General features: G+C 46.8%; 13 protein-coding genes and 1 pseudogene. 9 read left to right on the top strand and 5 right to left on the bottom strand.

What is annotated here, in order from left to right; translation table 11 throughout:
* The first annotated feature begins 557 nt into the window (after nucleotides 1–557).
* The 6 genes and pseudogenes from C2U43_RS09775 (at nucleotide 558) to C2U43_RS09750 (ending at nucleotide 8,999) form a co-directional block, all read left to right on the top strand.
* Nucleotides 558–2,162: a VPA1262 family N-terminal domain-containing protein gene (locus tag C2U43_RS09775; protein ID WP_103285029.1), complete on the top strand. Its 1,605-nt coding sequence runs from the start codon at nucleotides 558–560 to the stop codon at nucleotides 2,160–2,162.
* A 1-nt stretch (nucleotide 2,163) separates the two neighbouring features.
* Complete coding sequence (locus C2U43_RS09770; protein WP_103285028.1) at nucleotides 2,164–2,784, top strand: hypothetical protein; 621 nt, start codon at nucleotides 2,164–2,166, stop codon at nucleotides 2,782–2,784.
* The gene (locus C2U43_RS09765; protein WP_103285027.1) at nucleotides 2,781–4,730 is read left to right on the top strand and encodes a hypothetical protein; all 1,950 of its coding nucleotides are present in this window, start codon (nucleotides 2,781–2,783) and stop codon (nucleotides 4,728–4,730) included. The genes C2U43_RS09770 and C2U43_RS09765 overlap by 4 nt, the downstream gene beginning before the upstream one ends.
* A gap of 104 nt (nucleotides 4,731–4,834) precedes the next feature.
* Nucleotides 4,835–5,437, top strand: a pseudogene (locus C2U43_RS09760) (tyrosine-type recombinase/integrase).
* Between the two features lie 235 nt (nucleotides 5,438–5,672).
* Nucleotides 5,673–8,162 (top strand): hypothetical protein, encoded by a 2,490-nt coding sequence (locus C2U43_RS09755; protein WP_103285026.1) that lies wholly within the window; start codon nucleotides 5,673–5,675, stop codon nucleotides 8,160–8,162.
* 261 nt (nucleotides 8,163–8,423) lie between these two features.
* The gene (locus C2U43_RS09750) at nucleotides 8,424–8,999 is read left to right on the top strand and encodes a hypothetical protein (protein ID WP_103285025.1); all 576 of its coding nucleotides are present in this window, start codon (nucleotides 8,424–8,426) and stop codon (nucleotides 8,997–8,999) included.
* 693 nt (nucleotides 9,000–9,692) lie between these two features.
* Here the strand turns inward: C2U43_RS09750 and C2U43_RS09745 are convergent.
* The 3 genes from C2U43_RS09745 to C2U43_RS09735 form a co-directional block, all read right to left on the bottom strand.
* A complete protein-coding gene (locus tag C2U43_RS09745; RefSeq protein ID WP_103285024.1) occupies nucleotides 9,693–10,676 on the bottom strand; it encodes a hypothetical protein in 984 nt (327 codons plus the stop codon).
* Nucleotides 10,677–10,923: 247 nt separating this feature from the next.
* Nucleotides 10,924–11,796 carry a hypothetical protein gene (locus C2U43_RS09740; protein WP_103285023.1) on the bottom strand — a complete coding sequence of 291 codons (873 nt, stop codon included), beginning with the start codon at nucleotides 11,794–11,796 and terminating at the stop codon, nucleotides 10,924–10,926.
* A 621-nt stretch (nucleotides 11,797–12,417) separates the two neighbouring features.
* Complete coding sequence (locus tag C2U43_RS09735; RefSeq protein WP_103285022.1) at nucleotides 12,418–12,639, bottom strand: hypothetical protein; 222 nt, start codon at nucleotides 12,637–12,639, stop codon at nucleotides 12,418–12,420.
* Nucleotides 12,640–13,043: 404 nt separating this feature from the next.
* Here C2U43_RS09735 and shiA point away from each other — a divergent pair, with 404 nt between their 5' ends.
* The 3 genes from shiA (at nucleotide 13,044) to C2U43_RS09715 (ending at nucleotide 17,727) form a co-directional block, all read left to right on the top strand.
* Nucleotides 13,044–14,360: a shikimate transporter gene (shiA, locus tag C2U43_RS09725; RefSeq protein WP_003832199.1), complete on the top strand. Its 1,317-nt coding sequence runs from the start codon at nucleotides 13,044–13,046 to the stop codon at nucleotides 14,358–14,360.
* A 118-nt stretch (nucleotides 14,361–14,478) separates the two neighbouring features.
* Entirely contained in the window at nucleotides 14,479–15,933 is a 1,455-nt protein-coding gene (locus C2U43_RS09720; protein ID WP_103285021.1) for an AMP nucleosidase, read from the top strand.
* 15 nt (nucleotides 15,934–15,948) lie between these two features.
* Entirely contained in the window at nucleotides 15,949–17,727 is a 1,779-nt protein-coding gene (locus C2U43_RS09715; protein ID WP_103285020.1) for an aminopeptidase P family protein, read from the top strand.
* 55 nt (nucleotides 17,728–17,782) lie between these two features.
* Here the strand turns inward: C2U43_RS09715 and ptsG are convergent, their stop codons facing one another.
* A complete protein-coding gene (gene ptsG, locus C2U43_RS09710) occupies nucleotides 17,783–19,216 on the bottom strand; it encodes a PTS glucose transporter subunit IIBC (RefSeq protein WP_003836725.1) in 1,434 nt (477 codons plus the stop codon).
* Nucleotides 19,217–19,632: 416 nt separating this feature from the next.
* Nucleotides 19,633–20,430: a metal-dependent hydrolase gene (locus C2U43_RS09705; protein ID WP_103285019.1), complete on the bottom strand. Its 798-nt coding sequence runs from the start codon at nucleotides 20,428–20,430 to the stop codon at nucleotides 19,633–19,635.
* Between the last annotated feature and the right edge of the window lie 5 nt (nucleotides 20,431–20,435).

Below are 20,435 nucleotides of genomic sequence, written 5' to 3'. Positions count from 1 at the left end.
CATATCACTCGTGCTGCGATGACTTCACTCTGCCCAGGTTTCGGTACGCTGATTACCCGTGGCAGAGGCAAGTTCTCGTAACTTCGGTAATTTTTTCATTTACCGAGTGAGAACACGTCGCTGTATGCGCAGCAAGAGAAGCAGGATAAAGGAAAAAGCGAAGAGGATGACAAAACGGGGAGACACGTTAATTAATCTTTCCGCTTAATATTAACAGGCGCCGTGTTGCTTCATACCAACGTCCGCTGTGTGCCAGAAGCGGAAGTAGCTAACAGCAGTCTGTGTGAAGCAAGTGAGAACAGTTTAAAATGGATTAAGTTGTGGTTAGAGAAACCAGTGAGATAAAACGAGCTGCACCTTTATTATTGGAGTTTTTGGAAAGATCGTTCGTATGCCAGATCACTGAAATTTTCTCAAGTGAGATCTTTATGCAGTCAGCACAAACGAAGCATGGACTGACTAGACTGAACCAGCGATGATCTGAAACTCTCTAGATTTCAGTCTATGGCCCAGCGTATATTGTGTTTTTCTCATTAAAATCGCGACGGCTATTAGTAATGGACTTACTCGACACACCGGAACGCTGGGCAATTATCAGACTCGCAACGATCTCGCCCCCTAAAGGCAAGGGGCCAGCCAGATTATTGTTCGCCACTGTGACTGCGCTTGCTCCAGAGAGAATGCCGCCTCCTCCAATGGCTGGGGTTGACCGGATTCGCGTCAAAAGATCTGATGAAAATATTTATTTTCGGCGAGTATTACTTTTAGAATCAGAGGCATTGGAATGGTACCGTTCTCTGAGTGATGGTTTTTCTAAAACTCCCTTACCAACTCGTGAAGTGGACAGGAATGAAAAATACGATGGGATAAAGTTTTTTGTCGGTCCATTATTTGATGAAAAACCTTGGCCTCTGATGAGTTTACCCATTGGAGAGGGTTTATTCAGCCTGCCCTCTGCAGAAAATGACCCAGCTCCCTTTATTGGCAGTATGACATCCTGTATACACCGCCGATTCAGTAGTGGTGCCCGGGAATTTGAGCATTTTTTACTTGATGATCAAGCCTGCGCTTTTATAGCTAGTCGTATGCACATAAATTTTCGTGCCTATCAGGAGTACCTTGGTAGTGCGTGTTATGTCAGCCCTCAACCTGTCATCCGTCAGATTGAAAATTTCATAACTGAAGATATAACTACCGGCGAAGAATCGCTGTTCTTTCGTTTTGTCCCCAGACCCGGTCAGACAGTGCAAGGACTCCAACTCACTACGTTTGATAAGGATATGAATCTACTGACCGACTTCCAGACGGTGTCGCTGCAGGAGGATGGGATCGTCCAGCAGATGAAAGGGACATGTGATGGTGAATATGGATACGTACTCCGCTCTCAGGAACATGGGATTCTGGCTTTCAGTGCTCCCGCGCCTTTCCTCCGTAGTATTAATGTAGGTGTTGGGGTTGCTGACAGAAATCAGCACATCATTGACGTTCCTATCGATGATTCCCCAGGCTCACCCCGTATGACTTATCACGCTTCACGGAGCACGCTTCACAACACCACTTCAGTGGTAGCCAATAAAACAGAATCCCTGAGGTACAGAGCGTTACGGCGCGAGCAGCATATTCGGCGTGAACGAAAGCTCCAAGCTGATACACAAGGTCAGCGGTGGTTCAATGATGATAGCCGTATAGACGCAATGCGCTTTTTCCATTCCCTTATTCAGGGAGCAAAAAAACAAATTATCATTGCTGATCCCTATTTCAGTGGGCTTCAGTTCGCTCAGTATTTATACAAAGTGAGTTCTCCTGAAGTCATTGTGGACATTCTCACCACGAGTAAATCTTTCAAAGGAAAATCTTCTGAAGAAAAGGCCGCAGTCTTCAGCCAAAGAATTGATCATCTTCGCCAGACGCAGCATATAACCGTTAATACACATATTCTACCAGGCAACCTCTTGCACGATCGCTTTGTGGTTATTGACAGCGAGGTCTGGTTTTCTGGAAATTCGCTGAATGCATTTGGCAAACAGGCTTCCGTAATCGTTAAGCTCCCAGACCCGCAGCCAATCATTGATAACCTCAAGAAACTGAAGACTAGGGGGCAGCCTATAAACGTCTACTTTAATGTGAATACAGGCGAGCGATTGGATAAGGAGGATGAATAAGATGGGAAGATTTTCATCTCCAGTCCAAGTGCCCGTTCCAAGTCCAAGAACACTTCCTGCTCAGGCAATTTATTGGGGGTGCCTGCCGGACGGTGATCCTGAACGGTTTCCACCAGACATAAGCGCATTGCATCAACGCCGCGGCTTAAGTGCTCCTCTCCCCTTGTCACATTTCGTCGAGGCAGTTAAACAAGCTAAAAACCGAGTCTGGATAATGGATAGCCATTTCTTGTCCTCACCCAGTGATAAAATCAAACAGGATGATTATGTGCTTGATATTGCAGGATGGTTTCACCCTCGGATTGATGCCACTGATATACGCATTCTGACATGTCATGATCCTGGATTTGATGCTTCCCAGCGCTCCATTTTTGATGCCCTTGTTGGCGACATAAACCAGAGGCGCGCTTCCGGACAAACGAAGTTTTCCTTAGTCATCAGGCAAAAAATGGATAACGATTTAATACATGACCGATTTGCAATAATTGATGATGAACTCTGGCACTTCGGGGCGACCGTCGGTGGGTTTCATACCTCTCTGAGCGCGGTCAGCAGGGGCTGGTGTGCGATAGAAACTGGCGCTGCAGATTTCTTTAATTTGGCCTGGAAGGTGATGGTGTGAATGAACTAGTGGAATGGCCTGACATTAGTCGTAAAATTTATTCAGCAGTCAGCGACCCTGCCTCTTCAGCGGATTCGTTTTTTTCTTGGCTGATTTCGTTTGATGGCTTACTGGAGAATGCTGTAGCGGATCTGCAGCACGCATTCATCGCAAGTCAAACCGATGTGGAACCGCTTATAGCGTCATGGTGTGATGGTAACACTCAAGACACTGATTATGAGTTCATTGCTCCTCTGTTCTGCGCGAAGATTCTTAATCTGTATCCGGACATTCAAACTTGGGAAAAAGTGCGCAGCCTGGCAGCGAATTCGGCTGTCGTTGAGTATGGATTACGAAATGCTATGCTGGCGCTCTGCAAACAGAACTCTGACGTTGAAGAAATATATGTCCAACTGATAACTTCTGTTTTTAACGCCATTGAGTGCGGAAAGCTCATCCCGTCTTTTCACCGACAACGAAATGATAATGCCAATCGTCTTTCCGCCTGGGCGAACACTCGTGAAAAGCTTGAACAAGTCTGGCGCGGCATACACCTGGCAGACCCAACAGGTTTTCAGGAGGCTGAGCTGTTTGCGCTGCTGGCCGATATTGATTTCGAGAAACTGATAGCTCTTCTGAATTCATCTGAAAACCCATTTTTGCTTGATTCTATCCTGATGGTCTCAGGTGCGGGAATGTTTACACCCCGGCTTGAACGATGGAAAAGATTGGCAGCTAGCGCGGCTCCTGCGTTTTCTGATGAGGGTGAGTGGAATGAAAATATATTCCTGCCCCTGTTACTTTCGCACGTCATGTCAAGATTGCAGGAACTTCCTCACCAACTATTGAAACGAGAAAAAGTCCCAGAAGAAATTTTTAGGACCGAACTGGAGGCGTTGACGGAAATTATTGCCAAAACGCTAAGCCTTCGTCCGGACTACGCCGGAATTGTAACCCGTTGGTCGGCCTGGTTAACGCGCCAGATTCTGCTGGATGAACGGGGATGCGAAGATCTATCCCGCCCGAGTTTCGCATACTCACTGCTAAACGATGCATTGGGCAGAAAAGCCTCTGCCATATCCTTACCCGATAGCAGCCCGCCCCAAGCCCCTGCATGGGAAGTCCTCAGCTATTATGCTGCCCGTTCTAACTATGCTCATGACAACAGCTATCCTCTACAGGATGTAACCATCTTTAATCGGTTATGGCGTCCGGAATCCAGTGAAATCAGCAAGGTGGCATTGGATCAATTCTCCTCACGCCTCTCAATGTTTTACAGGAGAGAGGGACAACCTTTTCCTGGGCTCGCTTCACATCTGTTTGCCTTCCCACTTGTCCAACAGGGCAATACAGCCGAAGAATGGCTGGCCTTGTGGAATTCAGCTTATTTAATCAGGGAGGTTGCGGAATTCGGTTTTGCTGATTCGCCTTCAGAAAAATATACGTTACGCCATCAGGTAGGTGAGATGCTTTTAGTGTTGTGTACAACCGGTATTGCTGCGCTGGACCAACTCGCAGGGCTATTTACCGATGGGCAACAGCGCTATCAGCAGGACGTTATCGACCTGCACCAGCATCTGTATGATGCCGTGACGGAGATGATGACTATTGATGACACCATCAATACCAAATACTGGAAGGAAGCCTATCTGCATCTTTGCCTAAGGCGTGCCATCTGGGACAAATCTTTGGGGGATGCTTCAACTGAATCGCTGTTCGTCCCGTCAGAATACCCGACGTTCAATCAATACCTTCGCTATTATCGTTCTGACCTGAAGGATTTCATTGTTATGCTTTCAAGCTGTATGAGAAACAATATAAGTCCTGTGGCTCTAAAAGCGGTTCTTCTTGAATCAGACATCGAACTGTCCCAAATAATCGATCATATAAAGAAGTTAAATGGCATTGATGGGCAACGTTATCCGCTCAATCAAAAGGAAATAGCGGACCTCCACCCTCTGCTGTAGTACCGGTTCTGGCAGAAGTCACATAAGACTTTGCCGACGGCCTCTTCGCTAAGAATTAGCACCTGCAATCATACTCAAATCTCCCCATTGCAGGAGATTTGAGTATGAACACGTCACCGTGGAACAAAGACCGTATCATCGGCCAAAAAAGACCAATTCAGATATCTCATATCTGGGTGATCAGAATCAGGCTTGAACTTGAAGGTAAAACGCGCGACCTGAATCTGTTCAATATGACCCAGGACAGTAAGCTTCGGGGCTATGATCTGGTCAAACTCAAAGTATCTGATGGCGCATATGGTAGCTCTGTTTCAAGCAGAGCAACGGTGTTGCAACAGAAAACCGGTAGCCCTGCGCAATTTGAGATAACCAAAGGGACAAGAGAAGTTGTTGCCGCATTGATAAAGCTTGGCAATTTGCGCAGTAAAGACTTCTTGTTCCGGTCTCGGGTCGGTACTGATCAGCACATCTTAACCCGCCAATACAATCGAATTTTTCATGAGTGGGTAGCAAAGCTTGGTCTCGAAGATTCGCTTTAAAGTATACATTCCATGAGAAGAACAAAACCTTACCTGATCTACAAGAAAACTAAGAATCTTCGGGTAATCCAACTTCTGTTGGGCCATAAGAAACTGGAAAACACAGCCCGTTATCTGGGCATTGAAGTCGATGATGTGTTAGAGATCTCTGAATCGATTGAAGTCTAGGACTGTCAGGGCTGCAACAGCAGCCCTGTGCCAAATGCGGACGTTATTAACTGAACGCAAATTTAATTCTAGGCGTAGATCAGTAGCCTCTTTTTCCATACAACATAATGCTTAAACCATTTTTAAACGGCAGGTAAATCAAAGTAGAATGCTGGTAAACGCTCAGTTAAGCGGTGCGTGACAAATCAATTATGCAACCTCAAGGTGAACGCATTATATTCTGACAGGAAGAATTATGGCTCATATCAGCGCCGTCGTAACCCTACGACCAATTCGATTCGCATTCCTCGTTAAACCCAATGATAGTAAACGGTTACTGGAAATCTTCCAAATAAACACATGCCTTTGGGGCGGTAAATTTAACCCTATAATTCCAATTTTTGGCCATGTGCCTAAATGGTGGGATAGGGATGACTACAAACCTGAGAGCGCTTTGCAGATCGTCAATGGCTATCTTGATGCTTTCGAACCTGATTTCCTTGTAGAAGCTGAAGCAGGGCTGGCTAAAGGGCTTGGCTATGATCCAGACCGAATACTGCAACTTTCAGCCATGCTAAGGCGATCTAACGAACCGCGAGGCCAAGTTGGGCTTGATGTCTTCGATCTATATAAAGATCTGTATAAGAAGCAATTCCAATTCGTGCGTCGACATGAGCACAATATCGTGGAACTAATACCTCGGACGAATGCATTGAAATCGTTTTGTGCTTGCCTAGCCGGCAGCTTCCCTGAGGATGAAGACCTTAAATATTTTGGCCAAGGATTCTGTGATGCTTTTGATCCCAAACAGGTTGAACTATCTCCAGAAGCTCTAGCAGAGCTGTACAATGAAGGATTTAATTCCGCACTACAAATCGGTCACTCGAATATTGAGATTAATTATCAAGATCATACTGATCCAACACTCTTCGTCATGGATGCACAGGACTCGCGCGATCTAATTGACTACTGGAATCTTCGTGCAGTAAGGAGGAATGTCCGCCCCATCCCAATCCAATGGCTCGATGTGCTTTCCCCGTATTGTAGAGAATACATAGAACATTGCTACCGACCGCTTCGAGGAAATCCACATGGCGTAATGACCCATGCTAATGTGTTGTTTGCAAGGTCCCTCACTTCTGCTGCCATCGAACAACTGTATGCTGACTACTTGCGTGTGGATCGTGATGGGGCAAACGTCCGACAAGATTGGTACCCTCCAATTTGGCGTCCGTCCCCACATTTTGCCGTTCGTAATACGCGCCCCATTCTCTCTGCAGGAGAGAAAACGTTCGACATACAAATTGATGATGACCGAACCGAAGTTCGGTTTGACAATCTCTATCCAGATTTCGCTGAGAGATATGCTGCCAGCAACGCTCGCTGGGCAAACGTTGTGAGATTTAAAGATTGGTTAAATTCAAGCCGAGTCGCAACCGTTTTTCCCTGTGATTATCGGTCACCAAAGATCTCTCGTTTTCATGCGTTACAGGGAAAAATTTTGTCTACGACTGAAGGTTTTGTTACCTTTTGTAAGTACAAAAATATATCTGACCTATGGCGTCTAAGTGATGGCACAACTGCGATAAGTGAATGGCTAAAAAATAATGGAGTCGAAAGCCAAATCTCTGATGCAGGGCAAGCTACACAGCAAATTATTAATACACTCGGAGGCTTCAGGGGAATTAGTAGTTTTGCCCATGCAGAGGTAGTGAAACTTCTCAATAAAATTTCGCGACGGCCCATTTCACCCTCGATTCAATACCAAGAATTTCAGAATAAAATTAAAAATGTGGTGAAGGGTGATATATGGCGAAATAAAAATGCAGAAACTTTAGTTGAGCTTGGTGCTGTTGAGCTTGGCTTAGAACTAAAATGTGCAAAATGTTCTACTTGGGGGTGGCACGCGCTACGCGAACTGGATCATGTAGTAGCATGCGGCCTTTGCCTAAATAAGTTCAGCTTTCCAACGATCGATCCAAGTTCGAGTCAGTTGTCCCGTTGGGCTTACAGGCTGATAGGCCCCTTTGCCCTTCCCGATTATGCTCGTGGGGGGTACGCTGCGTCCCTAACGCTAAGATTTCTTGCCAACACATTTGCAAGCCACGATACCACCATTACATGGTCAACCGGTCAAATACTGACATTGGCCCCAAAACAAAATATTGAAGCAGACCTAATACTCTGGCACCAACGCAAAGTTTTCAATGGGCTGGATCACCACGCAGAACTCGTATTTGGAGAGGCAAAAAGCTTTAGGGGCGAGAATTCTGAAGAGAAAAAAGTAGTTGTGGATGCATTTGAAGTCGAAGATGTTGAGAGAATGAAACAACTTGCTATCCGCTTCCCTGGCGCAATTTTGGTTTTTGCGACCATGAAGCAGGCAGGCGATCTTTCTCCGGCCGAAATTCAGCGGATTACAAAACTCGCTTCTTGGGGGCGTGAATATATCCACGAGCGTCGACAAACAAGGGCTCCTGTAATCCTCCTAACTGGCGTAGAGCTGTTCGCACCATATTCGCTTTCTCAAGCCTGGGATACTGCAGGTGGCCGCCATGCTGAAATTGGAAAGGGACACTTCGGCTATACAGATAATCTTCGCATTCTGGCCGATATGACACAGCAGCTATATCTTAACATGCCGTCATATAGCGAATGGTTACGAGCAAAGTGGGAAAAAAGAAATCAGCGTCGTCAGGTACGACAAGCTGCTGCGGTGCCTATACGAGATGCTGAAGATCATTAATGTAACCCAAGAGTGTGGAAAATCGGATGCTAAATCCTCCGGTTTTCCGCATGAGCACAATGTCTGCTCCTCGCTCAAAGCAGACCCTTCATGCCAGAAGTAGACTTAAAAAGTACTTATTTTGGAACTGATTATAAAGATCTATATTTTATATTGACGTATATAGCTCGCGCAAGCACTATATAATCATAGAGGAATGCATGGCTTCTTGAAGTATGCTATTCTTACCTAAGTCATCCGAGCTAAAACAAGGATATTATAATGGCATTACCGATTGAATACAGAAATGAAAGAGTAGAATATTTAGAACAAGAAGCAAATAAATATCAAGCACATGAATTGTGGAACCTAACAAACGAGGATTTTATGCTCTTAGGTCAATATATACAGATGTATTGTTTTATAGAGCTAAATATGCATAGATTGTTTAATAAACTTGAGTCAACGGGAATTATTAAAACAAAACCAAAGGATAAGGTGAACATTCCATATATTTTAGGCAAGCTCATAGCGTTAGTGAGTGAAGACCTTATTGAGTCTTCTAAAGTTGATGAGGTTAAAGGAAAACCACAAGAAATAAAATATCGCAGAGATTATAGAAATATCTTTGCACATTGGGCTGCAAAAAGAATACCTAATGAAGATGGAATGATTTTTTTTGCAAGTGATGCCCACGATTATAAAAAAGTTTTTGGAGGGAAAATTAATGCTAACGTTGCTGCTTATGTTATTTTCGATGTGGCAGACATTCGTGGGTTAGTTGTACACCTCAGTAGCTATGAAGAATGGATAGCTCATTTTTATGCTGAGATATACGAGAAGTATAGTAAACATTGATAGCTAAATTAATGTAAGTTCTTTCCTTTTTCTTTTTGAAAATTCTAGTTAATGCCCCTTTAAAAGACATCGCTAATGTTTTTGGCTTTCATTATCATTATTAGGCTGCACATAGTTGAAATGGAAAACTATAAGTGAAAGCATAAAAACCAAGTGTTAATTTTTATACCAATTATTTTTATTACATTCAATATGGGATATTGTTGAACCGTAACCAATAAACCAGTTAAGTAAAAATTATGTCTGCTCCTCGCTCAAAGCAGACCTTCATTTCATTCTGAAGGTCTGCTGAGTGCCAGGAGCGGACATTGGTAATGTTTTTCTATATGATCAAAGTCCCCTTTTTTAGGCTTTATATGAACTTTAATTTTAGAAAAAATCCAAGCTGGTTTTGCCTTAAATTAACTTAGGGCTCGATATTTGCAATCAGTAACCATATGCCCTAAATAAATTTAAAGTGCCATATGCAGGGGGGATAATTGTCCTTAGACAGTAGTTTCGATAGATACATCAAACAATTATTTTAAACAATATTAAAAGTTGAAGGGCTATCGGCTGATAACTAGCTGTAAGTTAGTCGTAGCTGATTCTCCAAAAAAGCTAGGATTAACAGATTAGATTGACAACTTGTTTTTTAGGTTGACAGAGAATGTTTTTTCTAATTTATTTTTTGAAAACGTAATGCTATCCAGTTCAGTATATCCTAAACCGTTTATAGGAAGAGTATTCTTCAATATGCTCTAGAAAAAGCTGGATTATACTTGAAATTCCTGCTTTTTGTGGCGTGACTACAGCCTTTGAAATATCACCTAAAGAAAGCTTTCGTTTGAACAAAGAAGGTTTTTTAAAACTACTCTTAAGCAATTTATCCCATGATTCATTCCATTCGTCAATTATTTCTTTCTTATTCCTAAGTCCCTTGCTTCGAATTATTTCTGAGCTGTATAACGATCCGCTAGATCGTAATTCCTTATAATCCTCTCTAATTTTGGCAATGACCTCGATTGAATGTTCTTGGCTTAATGATTGATCGATGACTAATGATAGAAATGGCGGAATATTTTCTAGGTAATCATTAAATTGTTCACCGACAGCTACTGACACAGTTTTTATCATCGATTGATAATGGACATTCAGTTCGTTAATTTTATTTAAGTGAAAAGGTGGTTCTTTTATTTGAAATAGATCTATGTCACGAAGTGACAATGGGAGGATCGCACAACACTCTGTAAGTTCAGTAATTTCATTAATTAAAGACAACTGCCACAGCCTTAACAATGAAAATGACATGAAATTTTCACTTACCATTTCATCAAAATCTTCTGGACTGCAATATCCAGTATGTTGAGAAAACCATAAGTAATCATCTTTTTTTAAAGCGTTTATGTCAGGGATATTAAGTGATAAATCTATTGTCAGTCCATTGCACAGATCATCGGAGTTTATGAGAGCATTTGATTTAACATATTCAAATATAGATCGGTTGGGGTCAAGTTTTTTTAATATACCTTCCTCTTTATATCTTTCTGGAATAATGACAGTGTCAAACATTATGTATGCATCTAAAAAACCAGAAACGCGTGACATGAGCTCTGAAGACCATTCAGCTGTATATCTGCGAGGCGTGACCCAATACAAAAATGCATCAACTGACCAAAAGGGAAGGGTTGTTTTCATGTCACTCCAAAAATTTTAGAAAGTTATTAGAGATCTTACTTGTTATGTTATACCTCTACCCGATTTAATCAGCAACTAAGTAGTTGTTGTTTTTGTAACCATTTTGTTAATTTAATACTCTGGATCTTGGCTATTGATAATCAGAGGCAACTTCCATCCTCGCTTATAGAAGACCTTCATGCCTAGCCACTTAGTGCCAGAAGCGGAAGTAGCTAATAAAATTAGTGTGGATCAACAGGGGAGCAGGTCAATGCCATTTAGGTTCACTATTAGGATAGAATGTCTTTTTCACCCACTCCCAGCGATACTCATCTATAACATAGACCTGCCACCAATTCTGGCTCATCTCATGAGATACTTGGTTTAATTCATCCATTTCTTTTTCTGTAATAGGCAATGTAAGTAAGGGACTTGCATCCTTTATTAAAGGAATGACCACCATATCTGATTCCTCATTAATGACTCGTTCTTGTTGAAAGAGAAGACCAGCTAAGGAAATTGTCCATAGGAACATAAGCACAACTAAAACCAATAAATATTTTGTAATTTGTTTACCAATGGGAAGCTTCGCCTTGAGACTAACGATAAGCATGATAGTGGCAAAAACCAGTGCGAACTTGAGAAGGTCTTGCGCTTGGTTCCATAGACTTAATCCTTCGTAGTCTGGTTTTATTTTCGATTCCAATTCAGCACTTCTGAGCGCGAGGTAGTATGCCTCGACAACACTTTGTGCCATTGGGTACTTTCGAATTAGCGCGAGTTGCTGAGCTTCTGACATTGTCTTAGTGGCAAGTAAGGCGGGGTTATAAGAAACATATGGAGGAATGTTGCTGACAAGGCTAGTAATCGGCCCGTTTAGAAGAAACATGCAACTAACGAGCATAATAATTGAAATAGCAGGCACTAACTTCGTTAGGCCATATGGTTCAAGGATCGTGCGAGTACTTTCAAGCTTATCTCCGTATTTTTTCATTCCTGATAAAATTTTCTGTAACGAACTGGTGGTACCGGCAGGGTGAAAGAAACGAGCCATAAAATATGCAAGGCCACAAATTCCCAGAGGGGGCCAGGAAAATGACCAAATGTCTTGCACCATTTTTATTATGTCACTGAATTGCACAAGCTCTCCTTGGATCTTAGTAGTCGATAATGGTCTGACCTGCTTCTCGTTGTTCCACACTGAATGCAGTTAGCAATACCTGTTGATCACTCAGAGCAGTCCCTCTGTCACAAGCGTATCCGCTCCGTGCAAAAGCGGCATTATCTAATAGGATATTGCGCGGATCAACGGGACGCAGATCAAATAGCTGTTATTGACGCATGATGCAAATACCCCGCAAGGGCGGGGTTTGAACGAAGCTACAATCTTTTAATCAGGTTCACAATCTTGGCTGGTTCAAAGTAATACGGATTAACTTCATCATTCATGAGAAAACTATCTAATAAGACAAAGTGTCCACTATCTTACTCCTGAGTTAAGATTGAGGTTCATAAAGCACAAACTCCGTAGAAGGAGGGTATTAGACTGCAGGTCGGACGCGCTATTTATTATACATCGTTCATGTGAAGACGCCCCATTCTCTTTTAGAAATCCTCTTGCATAGGGATTATGTTACCTGAAAACGAACTTCCGTTCCTCGCTCAAAGTTGCCCCTCAGCTCCACGACAGGTGCGTAGTAAACCCATCCGTGTAAGTGCACAATTTTCATGTGTCACTAAAGCAGTGTGTTCCCATCAACATTCAGTCAGCTTTATACGCCAGCCACTCGCGCCAGACATTCTCAGGATCAATATCGCGGTAGCCACGCTCTCTGATTATATCCTCAGCTGCTTCGGCTGGCAGGTGGATGGCTGTAGCGCCATCGCGAATGGACTCAACCTCATCGCGGGTCAATTCCCGTCCTATGTCCTGTTCTTTATCAATCAGAACTACGATCAACGCAGGGATAAAAACAATCTTCATACTGATAAGCCTCTGAAATGTTCGCATGCCACTGTATCACTGACAGTTTTGATATAGTTCAGTAATCGTCGATTTATTTCCAGGACGGGAATCATTCATGACATTACAAATCCGTGAAGCTACACCGGCGACACGATGTTGCTTAATACGCTGGGCTACCGCATCTACCGCGCACACTTTGAACAAAAGGCAACAATTTTTGAACACCCTGCTTTCGAGCGGTTTTTTTGCTTTTCTGTTTTCTCATTCATCTTATTTTTCATGTTGCCATCAGATGAGGGAGATAATCGTTTTCACTTCCCGTCTGTCGCGGTAATCTCATAACGGTCGTTAATATTGCGACTGCAATGTGTGTAACCCAACTCAAATACTAATAACTAAAAAACAGTACAGACAGGATAACTATGGATTCCTCCCTCACCTCCACGGGTCCCCAACAGGACGCCTCTTCACTTAACCGCGCCCGACGCGCTGCGCTTGGTAGCTTCGCGGGTGCCGTGGTCGACTGGTATGATTTTCTGCTTTACGGCATCACTGCCGCACTGGTCTTTAACCGCGAGTTCTTCCCGCAAGTCAGCCCGGCGATGGGGACACTTGCCGCATTTGCTACCTTTGGCGTCGGATTTTTGTTCCGCCCGTTAGGCGGGGTGATCTTCGGCCACTTCGGCGATCGCCTGGGGCGTAAACGTATGCTGATGCTCACCGTCTGGATGATGGGGATCGCCACTGCACTGATAGGGATTATTCCTTCCTTTGACACCATTGGCTGGTGGGCTCCCGTTCTGCTGGTGACGCTGCGTGCTATTCAGGGATTCGCCGTTGGCGGTGAATGGGGCGGCGCGGCGTTGCTCTCGGTCGAAAGCGCGCCGAAAAATAAAAAAGCCTTCTACAGCAGCGGTGTTCAGGTCGGTTATGGCGTCGGGCTACTGCTTTCTACCGGTCTGGTCTCGCTGATTAGCTCGCAAACCACCGATGAGCAGTTCCTGAGTTGGGGCTGGCGTATTCCATTCCTGTTCAGCATCGTGCTGGTATTGGGCGCGTTGTGGATGCGTAACCGAATGGATGAATCAGCCGAATTCGAACAGCAGCAGCAGGCACCGCAACCAGAGAAAAAGAGACTACCGGTAGTCGAGGCGTTAATCCGTCATCCAGGTGCCTTTTTGAAAATTATCGCTCTGCGCCTGTGTGAACTGCTGACGATGTATATCGTCACTGCGTTTGCCCTAAATTACTCCACGCAGAATCTGGGCTTACCCCGTGAACTGTTTCTGAATATCGGCTTGTTGGTGGGAGGGCTGAGCTGTCTGACCATCCCCTGCTTTGCCTGGCTCGCCGACCGTTTTGGTCGCCGGCGCGTTTACATTACCGGCGCACTGGTCGGGACGCTCAGCGCATTCCCGTTCTTTATGGCGTTAGAAGCGCAATCCATTTTCTGGATCGTTTTCTTCGCGATTATGTTGGCCAACATTGCACACGATATGGTGGTCTGCGTGCAGCAACCTATGTTTACCGGTTTGTTTGGCGCAAGCTATCGCTACAGCGGCGCGGGCGTTGGTTATCAGGTAGCAAGCGTGGTTGGCGGCGGTTTTACCCCCTTCATTGCTGCTGCGCTGGTAACATTCTCCGGCGGAGACTGGCACAGTGTGGCCATTTATCTGATGGCGGGTTGTCTTATTTCCGCCACTACAGCATTGCTGATGCGGGATAAGCAGCACGGTTAAGCCAGGGTGCGGAGGCCGTCCGGTCTTCGCACAATCTTCCTCAACGTCTGACTTTTGTTTCACATTCCTGTGACATACTATCGGGAGAGCAGTACATCTGTGGAACAAGGAGACAGACATGAACAATAAGGGCTCCAGCCTGACCCCGGCTCAGGCACTGGATAAACTGGACGCGCTGTACGAGCAGTCGGTAAAAGCACTGCGTAGCGCCATTGGTAAGTATATTGAAACAGGGACGCTCCCTGACGTAATCGCCCGCCATAACGGTCTTTTTGTTTACCCATCACTGTGTGTCACCTGGGATGGCAGCGCCACCAATCCCCCTAAAACCCGCGCCTATGGTCGTTTTACCCATGCGGGCTGCTACACCACTACGATTACCCGTCCGTCGCTTTTTCGTCCGTATCTTGAAGAACAACTCACGCTGCTGTATCAGGATTATGATGCGCATATCTCCGTTGGGCCGTCGCAGCATGAAATCCCCTATCCGTATGTCATTGACGGTTCTGAACTGACGCTCGACCGCTCGATGAGTGCCGGCCTAACGCGCCACTTCCCCACAACCGAGCTGTCACAGATTGGCGATGAAACAGCCGACGGTACCTATCATCCGGCGGAATTCTCCCCGTTGTCGCACTTCGACGCCCGACGAGTAGATTTTTCGCTGGCGCGACTGCGCCACTACACGGGAACACCGGTTGAACATTTTCAGCCGTTTGTGCTGTTCACCAACTACACCCGCTACGTCGATGAGTTTGTGCGTTGGGGTTGCAGCCAGATCCTCGACCCGGACAGCCCGTATATCGCGCTTTCTTGTGCGGGCGGGATCTGGATCACCGCTGAAACTGAAGCGCCTGAAGAAGCGATCTCCGATCTCGCCTGGAAGAAACACCAGATGCCCGCCTGGCATTTAATCACCGCCGACGGTCAGGGGATCACGCTGGTTAATATCGGCGTTGGCCCGTCTAACGCCAAAACCATTTGCGATCATTTGGCCGTACTGCGTCCTGATGTCTGGCTGATGATTGGTCACTGTGGCGGGCTGCGTGAAAGCCAGGCGATTGGCGACTATGTTCTGGCCCATGCTTATCTGCGTGACGACCACGTGCTGGATGCCGTACTGCCGCCAGATATTCCAATTCCGAGCATCGCGGAAGTGCAGCGCGCACTGTATGACGCTACCAAAGAAGTCAGCGGTATGCCCGGCGAAGAGGTTAAACAGCGCCTGCGTACCGGTACCGTCGTCACCACTGACGATCGCAACTGGGAGCTACGCTATTCCGCTTCTGCGCTACGCTTTAACCTCAGCCGCGCGGTGGCTATCGATATGGAAAGCGCCACCATCGCCGCCCAGGGATATCGTTTCCGCGTTCCGTACGGCACGCTGCTGTGCGTTTCCGACAAGCCGCTGCACGGTGAGATCAAACTGCCTGGTCAGGCCAACCGTTTTTATGAAGGTGCCATTTCTGAGCATCTGCAAATAGGTATCCGGGCTATCGATCGTTTGCGTGCTGAAGGCGACCGACTGCACTCCCGTAAATTACGTACATTCAACGAACCGCCGTTCCGTTAAGACCTGAAGGTAACTATGCACAACTCAACTCCTCTTTCCGCCCTGCGCAACCTGCTGATAGCGCAGGGGCTGGATGGCATGATTGTTCCGCGCGCCGATGCTCATCAAAGTGAAGATTGTACGCCGCATGACAATAAACTAGCCTGGCTGACCGGTTTTAGCGGCTCTGCTGGCCTCGCGTTGGTCCTTCGGGATCGCGCGTTAATGTTTGTCGATGGACGCTATCAGGTCCAGGTACGCAATGAAGTCTCGCTGGATGATTTTGAAATTCATCATTTACACGATGAGCCGCTGGCCGACTATTTGCAGTCTCATGTTGCAGCAGGTAAACGTATCGGCTTTGAACCAATGCTGATGGTCAATAGTCAGTTTGAAGCACTGTCGGCAACCCACTGCGAGCTGGTGCCTCTTGAGCAAGATCCTTTTGACCAGGTATGGCTAGACCGTCCGGCAGCACCCTGCGGCATCATTCGTGAAATGCCCATCGAAATCAGCGGGGAAAGCAGCACGCAAAAGCGTGCCCGCGTCGTGGAACAACTCGCTCAACACCAGGCTGACGTGCTGGCAATTACCCTGCCGGATAACATTGCCTGGTTATTGAATGTGCGCGGTTCGGATCTGGCCATGGTGCCAGTGCCGTTTTCGTTTGCCCTGCTCCATCGCAGCGGTGAGCTGGAATGGTTTGTAGATAGCAATAAAACGCAACAGCTCCCCTCATCACTGCTGGATACGCTTACTCTGGCTCCGCAAGAGAATTTTCTGACTCGCTGCCAGCAGTTAGCTAATGGGAAGCGTTTCCTGGTCGATAAAGACTACGCCCCGATCGCATTGCGTTTTGCCATTGAAGAACACGGTGGCAACGTCTTATGGGCGCCCGATCCCATCACTCTGATGAAATCCCACAAAAATGACGTTGAACTGGCAGGCTATCGGGAATGCCATGAACAAGATGGCGCAGCCTGGGTAAACTTCCTTGCCTGGCTGGCCCATGAAGTTCCTTTGCGCGAAGCGGCAGGCAATCCGGTCACCGAGCTGGAAGCGCAGGCCAAGCAACTGGAATTTCGCCAGCAGCAGCCGGGATTTATCGAGCAAAGTTTCAGCACGATTTCGGCCTCTGCCAGCAATGCCGCAATGTGCCATTACCACTCCAGTGAAAAAACCAATACGCCAATTACCTCGCAGGCCATGTATCTGAATGATTCCGGTGGCCAGTACCACAATGGTACGACGGATACGACGCGTACCCTCGCATTTGGCCCACAGGATCCGCAACGTCGCCTGCATTACACTGCCGTGTTGAAAGGCTTTTTGTCGCTTATTTCGCTGCAGTTTCCCTGCGGGACTCAGGGCCATCAACTGGATGCTTTTAGCCGCCGGGCGTTATGGGAGCTGGGACTGGATTTTGATCATGGCACGGGACACGGCGTGGGTCACCAGTTGCTTATTCATGAGCAACCCCATCGCATCGCCAAAAAAGTAAACCCGTGGCCACTGGTCGCAGGCAACATCATCACTATCGAGCCGGGTTATTATCTGGCCGGACAATATGGGATCCGTATTGAGAATCAGGTGGAGATTATCAACAGTCGTCCTGGTTTCTGTCGTTTCTCAACGCTGACGCTGGTACCGATTGATTTGAATCTGGTCGAACTGCATCTGCTGAGTGATGCTGAGAAACAGTGGATTGATGATTACCACCAGCAGGTCAGAGAGACGCTATCCCCGCGCGTGAACGCAGAGGCTCGTCCCTGGCTGTTCGCCGCCACCGCACCGATTCGCGTTCAGGCTAATTAATGCAATAAAAAAGGCAGCCCGCAGGCTGCCTTAGTTCTCCCCAACTTCTTACTGCTTAGCTGTTACGGATGTACTCATCCATTTCAGTTTTCAGGTTATCGGACTTAGTCCCGAAGATAGCCTGAACACCGGAACCAGCTACCACAACGCCTGCCGCACCCAGTTTCTTCAGGCCAGCCTGATCCACTTTAGCAACGTCAGCCACGCTGACACGCAGACGAGTGATGCACGCATCGAGGTTAGTGATGTTTTCTTTACCGCCGAATGCAGCAACCAGAGCCGGAGCCATTTCACCGGTCGCACCTGCTTTGCTGTCTTCGGTAGCATCTTCACGACCTGGCGTTTTCAGGTCCAGCGCTTTGATCAGCACACGGAAGATGGTGTAGTAAACAATCGCATAACCGATACCGACAATCGGGAACAGCCACAGTTTGCTGCTGTTACCGGACAGAACGATAAAGTCGATCAGACCGTGGGAGAACGACGTACCGTCGCGCATACCCAGCAGGATACAGATCGGGAATGCCAGACCAGCCAGAATCGCGTGGATGATGTACAGGATCGGCGCCACGAACATGAAGGAGAACTCGATCGGCTCGGTAATACCGGTCAGGAACGAGGTCAGTGCCGCGGAGATCATGATACCGCCCACTTTCGCGCGGTTTTCTGGTTTAGCAGAGTGCCAGATAGCGATAGCGGCAGCCGGCAGGCCGTACATTTTGAACAGGAAGCCACCGGACAGTTTGCCCGCAGTCGGGTCACCCGCCATATAGCGAGGAATATCACCGTGGAACACCTGGCCCGCAGCGTTGGTGTACTCACCGATTTGCATCTGGAATGGAACGTTCCAGATATGGTGCAGACCAAACGGTACCAGACAGCGTTCAATGAAGCCATAGATACCGAACGCCACGACCGGGTTCTGATATGCAGCCCACTGAGAGAACGTCTGAATAGCAGTACCAATCGGCGGCCAAATGAAGGACAGAACCACACCTGTGAAGATGGCAGCCAGACCAGAAATGATAGGAACGAAGCGCTTACCCGCAAAGAAGCCAAGATACTCAGGCAATTTGATACGGTAGAAACGGTTGAACATATACGCTGCAATCGCACCGGAGATAATCCCCCCGAGAACACCCGTATCAGCAAGGTGTTTAGCGGCGATCTCTTCAGCAGGTAAATGCAGAACCAGCGGCGCAACAACAGCCATGGTCTTAACCATGATGCCGTAAGCAACAACGGATGCCAGTGCAGATACACCGTCATTATTAGTGAAGCCTAACGCAACACCGATAGCAAAAATCAGCGGCATGTTCGCAAAAACAGAACCGCCTGCTTCTGCCATTACGTGCGATACAACGGCTGGCAGCCAGCTGAAGTTAGCGGAACCGACGCCCAGCAGGATACCTGCAATCGGGAGTACGGATACCGGCAGCATCAGCGATTTACCGACCTTTTGCAGGTTAGCAAATGCATTCTTAAACATAATTAGGAGTGCTCCTGAGTATTTGTGCTTATACACTTCATCCTTCAAACCGCCTCAGGGTGGGCTGCGCTCGTTCATCCCAGTCACTTACTCTAGTAAGCTCCTGCAATTCACTCACTTGCCGCCTTGATGCAGCTTGATTGACTTTGTGTATTCTACGTTCTCACGCATTGGCGAGGGGGGAGAACCTCGCCGTGTACAGGGCATCTAAGTACCCTTTATTTATTACACAGAGTAAAATAATTCAGTTTGTTTTTGTTTGACGGCTATCACAGTTCAGTCGTGAACGGCCGCAAAATCCGCACATTCCGATAAAATGAGTTTCTGAATGTGTCAAACTGATTATTCACCGCCCATTTTGTGGCGGTGAACTTTACTCGCATTAGTGATTAATTACGAGCTTTAAAAAAAGTCAGTTAACGAACAGATTGCAGGCGAGAAGCGTCGATGTGAAACAGGCGGGCAAAGTTATCAGTGGTTGCCTGCGCCAGTTCTTCAACGGCAACACCTTTCACTACGGCCATGTACTCTGCTACGTCACGAGTCATGGCGGGCTGGTTCTCTTTTCCACGATGCGGTACAGGCGCAAGGTAGGGAGAATCCGTCTCGACCAATAACCGGTCCAGAGGAATATAGCGGGCGGCATCACGGAGCTGCTCTGCATTTCGGAACGTGACGATGCCGGAAAACGAGATATAGAATCCAAGGTCCAGTAATTTGCCCGCCGTTTCTCTGTCCTCTGTAAAACAGTGTAGTACGCCGCCACAATCCGTCACTTTTTCTTCGCGCAGAATAGACAGCGTATCGGCTCGCGCATCGCGGGTATGCACGATAACCGGCTTCTGTAACTCACGGCCGATCTGAATATGGTGGATAAAAGATTCCTGCTGGCGCACCTTTGTTTCCGGCGTGTAAAAATAGTCCAGCCCGGTTTCTCCCATCGCCACAACCCCCTCTTCGGCGGCAAAACGACGCAGGTCCTCAACATCATAGGTTTCATCCTGATTTAACGGATGCACGCCGCAGGAGAAAACCACATTGTCACGCTCACCGACCAGTTCGCGCATACTGCGATATCCTGGCAGAGTGGTCGCAACGGCAAGACAGAACTTCACATCACGTGCGGCCGCTTTCGCCAGCACGTCATCCACGTCCTTATGCAGAGATTGATAATCCAGGCCATCAAGATGGCAGTGTGAGTCGACTAAAAACATAATGT

This window comes from Citrobacter freundii complex sp. CFNIH9, from assembly GCF_002903305.1.
GTDB lineage: Bacteria > Pseudomonadota > Gammaproteobacteria > Enterobacterales > Enterobacteriaceae > Citrobacter > Citrobacter portucalensis.
The sequence above is the reverse complement of the archived record's forward strand: the minus strand, read 5'-3'. Positions and strand labels throughout refer to the sequence as shown.

Excerpts from the sequence above, each read along its gene's own strand:
- C2U43_RS09755 (WP_103285026.1), top strand. The coding sequence starts at position 5,673 with ATGGCTCATATCAGCGCCGTCGTAACCCTACGACCAATTCGATTCGCA.
- shiA (WP_003832199.1), top strand. The coding sequence starts at position 13,044 with ATGGATTCCTCCCTCACCTCCACGGGTCCCCAACAGGACGCCTCTTCA.
- C2U43_RS09775 (WP_103285029.1), top strand. The coding sequence starts at position 558 with ATGGACTTACTCGACACACCGGAACGCTGGGCAATTATCAGACTCGCA.
- C2U43_RS09735 (WP_103285022.1), bottom strand. The coding sequence starts at position 12,639 with ATGAAGATTGTTTTTATCCCTGCGTTGATCGTAGTTCTGATTGATAAA.
- C2U43_RS09745 (WP_103285024.1), bottom strand. The coding sequence starts at position 10,676 with ATGAAAACAACCCTTCCCTTTTGGTCAGTTGATGCATTTTTGTATTGG.
- C2U43_RS09705 (WP_103285019.1), bottom strand. The coding sequence starts at position 20,430 with ATGTTTTTAGTCGACTCACACTGCCATCTTGATGGCCTGGATTATCAA.
- C2U43_RS09720 (WP_103285021.1), top strand. The coding sequence starts at position 14,479 with ATGAACAATAAGGGCTCCAGCCTGACCCCGGCTCAGGCACTGGATAAA.
- ptsG (WP_003836725.1), bottom strand. The coding sequence starts at position 19,216 with ATGTTTAAGAATGCATTTGCTAACCTGCAAAAGGTCGGTAAATCGCTG.
- C2U43_RS09715 (WP_103285020.1), top strand. The coding sequence starts at position 15,949 with ATGCACAACTCAACTCCTCTTTCCGCCCTGCGCAACCTGCTGATAGCG.
- C2U43_RS09770 (WP_103285028.1), top strand. The coding sequence starts at position 2,164 with ATGGGAAGATTTTCATCTCCAGTCCAAGTGCCCGTTCCAAGTCCAAGA.
- C2U43_RS09750 (WP_103285025.1), top strand. The coding sequence starts at position 8,424 with ATGGCATTACCGATTGAATACAGAAATGAAAGAGTAGAATATTTAGAA.